Raw genomic sequence first — 7,344 nt, 5'->3', positions numbered from 1 at the left:
GCGCTTCCAGCGCCACCTTCGCCTTGAAATCCGCCGAATACCGCGTCCGCTTGCCCGCCATCAGGGGCCATCCTTCTCATAGCGAACCGAGCTTAGCCTCCTGTCCGATATCCGGGGACCACCTCACCTTCGGGCGTCGCCCCGATCAGCACCAGCATGCACTCGGCCTGTGGCTCCATCCTGGCCTGGAGGTAGATGCCATCGGCCCAGACATACACGTAGCGCCGGGCCGACAGGTCGCGCCGCTGCCAGCGCGCGTAGTCCGCCTGCCACTCGTCCCGCAGCCGCGCGATCACCGAGGGCGATAGGTTCGGGGCGTCGCGGCCCAGCAAGGCCCCGAGCGCCTCCCCGAAGTCGCCCATCGAGACCCCGCGCAGGTAGAGGATCGGCAGCAGGGCATCCAGGCTCCGCGTCCGCCGCGCCCAGCGCGGCAGAAGCGCCGAGGTGAAGCGGATCCGCTCGCCGCCCACCTCCTCGCCGGCGCCGCGGTCGCGCAGTTTCACCCGCTGCACCGGTACCGGGCCAATCCCGGTCTGGACCAGGCGCTCCGGGCCATGCCCGTGCCGCGCCAGGCACTCGCGCCCGTCCGGTAGCCGTTCCCCCTTCATCTCGGCCAGGAAGGCCTCCGCCTCGGCCTCAATGGCCTGGGCCAGCAGCCGGCGGGCGCCGCTCCTCAGGACCGCCGTCAGCGGATCATCGGTCGTCTCCGGCTGACGCAGGGGGATGACAGTGGTACTGCTCATCTTGGCGTATCGCTCCTTCGGGAGGTTCAGGCAGGCTTTCACCCACCTCGATACGCCGCCTTTTTCATGTCGCCATCACCCACTTTCGGCCATAGCTCAGCGGAATCTGCTGCAGCACAAGCATCAGCGACACCCATTGGGCATCGTCCAGGCTCATCCTGATCATGACCGTGCCACCCTGAAAGCCTCGAGAACCTCCAAGGTGGCGCGTCCGCAGAACCAGATCAGCGCCGGACAGACCAGTCAGCCAGTCCAGTCACAGACCCATAGTGTTCAAGCTCGTCATGGCCGCGGCCAAGACCTGGCGCAGGCTGAAGGGCGAGAACCAGTTGCCCAAGCTCATCCAGGGCGTCACATTCAAGAACGGCGTAGAGGTCACCAACACGCCAGCACAGAACGCCGCCTGATCACCGCGTCACCCAAATTCCCGCATAGCTCCCATCCAGATCCCGTCCAACTCAGCGGAAAGCAGCGAGAATGGAGCAAGGAGACGCCGTCGATGCCCCCCTTTGCGTCAAAGCCAGCGCTTTTCAGCCGTACCAAAACATTTGCGCACATCTCATTGAGACATATCCAGGACGGAGCCTTGGTAGAATATGGCACGGCGCTTGCTCTGGTCCGGGATAGACCTGCGCGAAACACAGATCGGGAGACTTCACGATGCATCGCCGTCATCTCTTCCAGATCGCCGCCGCTGCCCCGATGCTTACCGTGCCACGCCTGTCTTCGGCGCAGGGTAGCCGCGCGCTGAAATACGTGCCCTACACCGATGTCGCGGTGCTCGACCCGATCTGGAGCACCGCCTACGTCACCCGCGACCACGCGGCGATGGTGTACGACACGCTCTTCGCGCTGGACGAGAAGCTTACGCCCCAGCACCAGATGCTGGAGGGGCATAGCGTCTCCGATGACGGACTACGCTGGACGCTGGTACTGCGGCCAGGCCTGTTCTTCCACGACGGCGAGCCGGTGCTGGCGAGGGACTGCGTGGCCAGCGTGACGCGCTGGGCCCGGCGCGACTCCTTCGGGCAGGCCCTGATGGCAGTGACGGAAGAGCTCTCGGCGCCCGATGACCGCACAATCCAGTTCCGCCTCAAGAAACCCTTCGGCCTGCTGCCCTATGCGCTGGCTCGCAACGGTGCGCCTTATCCCGCCATCATGCCGGAGCGGTTGGCGAAGACCGACGCCTTCACGCAACTGACCGAGATCACGGGCAGCGGCCCCTTCCGTTTCAAGGCGGATGAGCGCGTGGCCGGCGTGCGCACCGTCTACACCCGTTTCGAGAAGTACAACCCCCGCCAGGGCGGCACGCCCAGCGGCACGGCCGGCCCCAAGATCGTGCATTTCGACCGTGTGGAGTGGCTGGTGCAGCCCGATCCGGGCACGGCGGTGAACGCGCTGATCGCGGGGGAGGTGGACATGTTCTACAACCCGCCCACTGACCTGCTGCCGTTGCTCAAACGCAGCAGCGAACTGCGCGTGTACCAGAACGATCCGCTGGGCAATATCGCGATTATGAGGGTGAATCACCTGCACCCGCCCTTCAACAACCAGGGCGTCCGGCGCGCCGTGCTCTCCGCCATCCATCAGGAAGACTTCATGCTGGCCATGATGGGCGATGACCGCGCCCTGTGGCGCGACGGCATCGGCCTCTTCCCGCCAGGTACGCCCATGGCCAGCGAGGCCGGGCTGGAAATCCTGAGATCGCCAAAGAAGCCGGAGGAGGCGAAGCGCGCGCTGGAGGCCGCCGGCTACAAGGGCGAGCGGGCGTTAGTAATGATCTCCACCGACAGCCCGAAGCTGCAGGCCATCGGCGAGGTGGCGGCCGACCTGATGCGCCGCATCGGCATGAACGTGGACCAGCAGACCATGGATTGGGGCACAGTGGTGCAGCGCCGCGCTAAGAAGGAGCCGGTGGACCAGGGTGGCTGGAGCGCCTTTTTCACCACCTTCGGCGGCCAGGACATGCTGGACCCAGCCGGCTTCCTGGCGCTGCGCGGCAGCGGCGAGCGCGCTTGGTTCGGCTGGCCCACCAACCAGAAGCTGGAGTCCCTGCGCACCCAGTGGCTGGAGAGCAACGACCTGGCGCAGCAGCGGGCCATCTGCAGCGAGATTCAGGTGGAGGCGATGGCCGACGTTCCCTATATGCCACTCGGCCAGGTTTTCTACGCCTCCGCAGCGAAGAAGGAGCTGACGGACATCCTCCGTGGCTTCAGCATTTTCTGGAACATGAAACGGGCCTGAGCCGGGGCCATGACCCGCATCGCGATTGCCGGCTTCCGGCACGAGAGTCACTCCTTCGCCCCACGGGAGGCCGGCTGGACGGAGTTCAAGCAACCCGGCAACCAGGCCCCGATGCAGCGCGCCGCCACCATGATTCGCGCGCTGCGCGGCACCAGCACACCCAGTGCCGCTGTGATCGCGGCGGCGGAGGCAGAGGGCGTGGCCCTGGCGCCTCTGATCTGGACCTATGCCACGCCCTCCGGCCCCGTCACGGCGGAGGCCTTCGAGCGCATCACCGCCCTGCTGGTGGCCGCGTTGTCGGACGCGCTGGAGCAGGGGCCAGTGGACGGTGTCTTCCTCGAACTGCACGGCGCCATGGTGTCCCAGGACTTCCCGGACGCGGAGAGCGAGGTGCTCCGGCGCGTGCGCGCCGCGGTGGGGCCAGACGTGCCCGTCGCTGCCACCCTGGACCCGCATTGCAACCTGACGGAGCGCATGGTCGCGCTCTCCGACCTGCTGGTGCCCTACCGGACCTATCCGCATGTGGACCAACTCGAATGCGGCGCCCTGGCCGCCCGGCTGTTGCTGGAGATGGCGCGCGGCGCGCGGCGCCCCGCCAAGGCTTGGCGGGCCCTGGATTTCTGGACCCCGCCGCCCGCCCAGTGCACGCTCGGCGGCGCCATGGCAGAGGTGATGACGGCCCGCGCCCGCCTCGCCGAGGAGCCGGGCGTGGTGGAGCTGAACTTCTGCTTCGGCTTCCCCTATGCCGATTTCCCGGGATGCGGCATGGCGGTGGCAGCCTATGCCGCGACCCAGGCCCAGGCAGATTCTGTGGCCGAGGCCATGGTAGCGGAGGTGACGCGGCGCGAAACGGACTTCTCCGCCGGCGTGATGCCGGCGGAGGAGGGCGTGGCGCGGGCCATCCGCGTCGCCCAGGGGTCGGCGCGCCCGGTGGTGCTGGCCGATACCCAGGACAATCCCGGCGGCGGCGGCCATGGCGACACCACCGGCCTGCTCGCCGCCCTGTTGGCCCAGGAGGCGCACGGCGCCGTGCTCGGCCTCATCAACGACGCGGAGAGCGCGGCGGCCTGCCACGATGCGGGCGAAGGGGTGACCCTGCCGCTCAGCTTGGGCGGCAAGAGCGACGGCACGCCCCTGGCGGTCACCGCCGTGGTGGAGCGGCTCACCGATGGCCGTTTCACCTGCACGGGGCCCATGGCCAAGGGCAATCCCTCCGATCTCGGCCCGACCGCACTGATCCGCGTCTCGCCGGGGGTGCGGGTGATCCTCTCCTCCCGCAAGATGCAGGCGCTTGACCAGGCGCTGTTCCGCCACGTCGGTATTGAGCCCACCGAGCAGAAGATCATCGCCGTAAAATCCAGCGTGCACTTCCGTGCCGACTTCCAGCCGGTCGCGGAGGAGGTCATCGTCGTCACCGCCCCCGGCCCCGTGGTGGCGGACCCGGCGGAGCTGCCCTTCCGCCACCTGCGTGACGGGCTGCGGCTGCGCCCGGGGGACAACCGCCGAACCAAGGGTGGCCGGAGGCCCTGAGCCGACCCCGCCGAGACTGGAGCCGATCCATGGATGACCTCGCCTACCGCTCGGCCGCGGAACTCGCGGCACTGATCCGGGCCCGTGAACTGTCTCCAGTGGAGCTTGTGCGCGACACCATCGCGCGGATCGAGCGGGCGCAGCCCGTGCTGAACGCCTTCATCACCCTGGCGCCGGACAGCGCAATGGCGGCGGCGCGGGAGGCGGAGGCCGCGGTGACGCGCGGCGGCGAGCTGCCACCGCTGCACGGCGTGCCCGTCTCGGTGAAGGATCTCGTGCCCACCGCCGGGATCCGCACCACCTGGGGATCGCAGATTTTCCGCGACAACGTGCCGGATCACGACGCGGCGGTGGTGGTGCGTCTGAAGCGGGCCGGCGCGATCGTGGTGGGCAAGACCACCACCCCCGAGTTCGGCCAGCAGCCGCTCACCCAATCCCCGCTCTTCGGCCGCACGCGCAATGCCTGGAGCGCGGAGCGCACCTCCGGCGGCTCGAGCGGCGGCGCGGCCGTCTCGGTCGCCACGGGACTGACCCCGATCGCGGTGGCCACTGACGGCGGCGGCTCCACCCGCATACCGGCCGCCTGCAACGGCGTGGTCGGCTTCAAGCAGGGGCTCGGCGTGGTCCCGCAGGAATACGCCCAGGACGGGTTCGGCAACATCTCTTATATCACCCCCATGACGCGCACGGTGCTGGACACGGCGCTGATGCTAGATGCCATGGCGGGGCCGGATGTACGCGACCCGCTGACCGTCGCGCGGCCGCAGCCCGGCTACGCGGCGTCGCTGGAGGGCGCGGCATCCCTGGCCGGCACGCGCATCGGTTGGCGCCCGCGTCTGGGCAACACCGCCGTCGCGGCCGAGGTGCTGGCAGCATGTGAGGCGGCCGTCCGGGCGCTCGCGGAGCTCGGGGCAGAGACCACGGAGCACACGGCGCCCTTCGAGAACCCGGAAGCTGTCTGGTTCGTGAACAACGGCGCCTACCGGATGGCGCAGTTCGGCCACCACCTGGCCCGGCACCGCGACATTATGTGTCCGACCTTCGTGCGGCAGATGGACCGCGTAAAGAGCTATTCCGCCGCCGAACTCTACGAGGCAATCTTCGCACGCACCCGCCTATACCGGCAGGTGCAGGCCTGGTTCGAGGATTGCGACATTGTCGCCATGCCCACTCTGTCGCGCACGGCGCTGCCGATCGACCAGGATTTCTTCGGCCCGATCACGATCGATGGCCAGGATGTGCCGAACCTGCGCGCCGCCTGGTATCCCTACACCATGCCCTTCAACCTGACCGGCAACCCCGCCGTCAGCCTGCCCTGCGGCTTCGATTCCGCTGGACTACCTATCGCCATCCAGCTTGTCGGCCGCTGCGGTGAGGATGCCCGGCTGCTTCGCGCCGCCGCCGCCTTCGAGAAGGCCATGCCCTGGGCTGCCCGCCGGCCCAATCTGGCCTGAGCGCCGCGCCGCCACAACCTGCCGCACCGATGCGCCCCGTGCAGCCTTCCCTGACACATTCCGGAGACACGTGATGGATGCTCCCCTGTCCGACCAGAAGCCAGGTGGCGCCGCGCTGGACGTGCCCTTCGATGCGGAGGAGATCCTGGCCGGGCTGACGCGCTGGGCAGCCTGCGAGAGCCCGACCTTCGACGCCGCCGCGGTGAACCGCATGATGGACATGGCGGGGCGCGAGCTGGCGCTGCTCGGCGCGCGGATCGAACGCATTCCCGGGCGCATGGGCCTGGGCGACTGCGTCCGCGCGCGCTTCCCGCATGCTTCGCCCGAGAATACGCCGGGCATCCTGGTGCTGGCGCGACCGTGGTGCATGGATCGGGCTTGAGGGCGGTTTGGGGTAGGATGGGGGTGGGGCGAAGCCCTATCATCGAACAGGGACGCCCTGCTTGCCTTTCAAAGCCCATCGGGATCGCCGGCATCACATTCCGAAGCAGCGGCACCGGGTCACGAATTGGCCGGCCTACGAGGCTGGCCTGCGTGCCCGCGGCAGCCTGGTCGTGTGGTTCTCCGAAGCGGCGATTGAGGCCTGGAGGGCGGCGCCGCGCACGACCCGCGGCGGCCAGCCCCGTTACTCCGCCCTGGCGATCGAGACGGCACTGACCTTGCGGGCGGTGTTCCATCTGGCACTGCGCCAGACGGAGGGCTTGATCGGCTCGCTCCTCCGGCTGCTCGGCCTGGATCTGGCGGTCCCGGACCACACCACCCTGAGCCGGCGGGCCGAGACGCTGGACGTGCCACGGCCGCGCGGCGGGCGAGAGCCCGTGCACCTGCTGGTGGACAGCACCGGCCTGCGGCTGTGTGGACCTGGCGAGTGGCTGGTTGAGAAGAGCTATGGCCGAAACTGGGTGATGGCGATGTGAGAGAGGCGGCGTATCGAGGTGGGTGGAAGCCTGCCTGAACCTCCCGAAGGAGCGATACGCCGAGATGAGCAGTACCACTGTTGTCCCCCTGCGTCAGCCAGAGGCGATCGAGGACCCGCTGACGGCGGTCCTGAGGAGTGGTGCCCGCCGGCTCCTGGCGCAGGCGATTGAGGCCGAGGCGGAGGCTTTCCTGGCCGAGATGAAGGGCTTGCGGTTGCCGGACGGGCGCGAGCGCCTGGTGCGGCACGGGCATGGCCCCGAGCGCCTGGTCCAGACCGGGATTGGCCCGGTACCGGTGCAGCGGGTGAAGTTGCGCGACCGCGGTGCCGGCGAGGAGGCAGGTGGGGAGCGGATCCGCTTCACCTCGGTCCTTCTGCCGCGCTGGGCGCGGCGGACGCGGAGCCTGGATGCGTTGCTGCCGATCCTCTACCTGCGCGGGGTCTCGATGGGCGACTT

At 68.8% G+C, this 7,344-nt stretch carries 4 protein-coding genes and 4 pseudogenes; 7 read left to right on the top strand and 1 reads right to left on the bottom strand.

The features are described 5' to 3' along the window. Window positions 1-98: 98 nt before the first annotated feature. A pseudogene (locus ACO1BU_RS35045) lies at window positions 99-743 on the bottom strand (transposase); the annotation flags it as partial. A gap of 266 nt (window positions 744-1,009) precedes the next feature. On the opposite strand from ACO1BU_RS35045, the pseudogene ACO1BU_RS35040 reads away from it, so the two are divergent. From ACO1BU_RS35040 to ACO1BU_RS35010, 7 genes and pseudogenes are all read left to right on the top strand, one after another. Further along, window positions 1,010-1,150, top strand: a pseudogene (locus ACO1BU_RS35040) (IS256 family transposase); the annotation flags it as partial. Window positions 1,151-1,403: 253 nt separating this feature from the next. Further along, window positions 1,404-2,987 (top strand): ABC transporter substrate-binding protein, encoded by a 1,584-nt coding sequence (locus ACO1BU_RS35035; protein ID WP_424140527.1) that lies wholly within the window; start codon window positions 1,404-1,406, stop codon window positions 2,985-2,987. 9 nt (window positions 2,988-2,996) lie between these two features. Beyond that, entirely contained in the window at window positions 2,997-4,517 is a 1,521-nt protein-coding gene (locus tag ACO1BU_RS35030; RefSeq protein ID WP_424140526.1) for a M81 family metallopeptidase, read from the top strand. 29 nt (window positions 4,518-4,546) lie between these two features. Continuing rightward, on the top strand, window positions 4,547-5,971 hold the full coding sequence (locus tag ACO1BU_RS35025) for an amidase (RefSeq protein WP_424140525.1): 1,425 nt from the start codon (window positions 4,547-4,549) through the stop codon (window positions 5,969-5,971). A 73-nt stretch (window positions 5,972-6,044) separates the two neighbouring features. Beyond that, window positions 6,045-6,353, top strand: a complete 309-nt coding sequence (locus tag ACO1BU_RS35020) for a hypothetical protein (RefSeq protein ID WP_424140524.1) — start codon at window positions 6,045-6,047, stop codon at window positions 6,351-6,353. Window positions 6,354-6,414: 61 nt separating this feature from the next. Continuing rightward, a pseudogene (locus ACO1BU_RS35015) lies at window positions 6,415-6,870 on the top strand (transposase); the annotation flags it as partial. 82 nt (window positions 6,871-6,952) lie between these two features. Continuing rightward, a pseudogene (locus tag ACO1BU_RS35010) lies at window positions 6,953-7,344 on the top strand (IS256 family transposase); the annotation flags it as partial.

This window comes from Roseomonas chloroacetimidivorans, assembly GCF_049629625.1.
GTDB lineage: Bacteria > Pseudomonadota > Alphaproteobacteria > Acetobacterales > Acetobacteraceae > Roseomonas > Roseomonas chloroacetimidivorans.
This window is presented reverse-complemented; position numbering and strand designations above follow the sequence as displayed.

What these genes read in the sequence shown, in the direction of transcription:
- ACO1BU_RS35035 (WP_424140527.1), top strand. Translation starts at nt 1,404, where the DNA reads ATGCATCGCCGTCATCTCTTCCAGATCGCCGCCGCTGCCCCGATGCTT.
- ACO1BU_RS35030 (WP_424140526.1), top strand. Translation starts at nt 2,997, where the DNA reads ATGACCCGCATCGCGATTGCCGGCTTCCGGCACGAGAGTCACTCCTTC.
- ACO1BU_RS35025 (WP_424140525.1), top strand. Translation starts at nt 4,547, where the DNA reads ATGGATGACCTCGCCTACCGCTCGGCCGCGGAACTCGCGGCACTGATC.
- ACO1BU_RS35020 (WP_424140524.1), top strand. Translation starts at nt 6,045, where the DNA reads ATGGATGCTCCCCTGTCCGACCAGAAGCCAGGTGGCGCCGCGCTGGAC.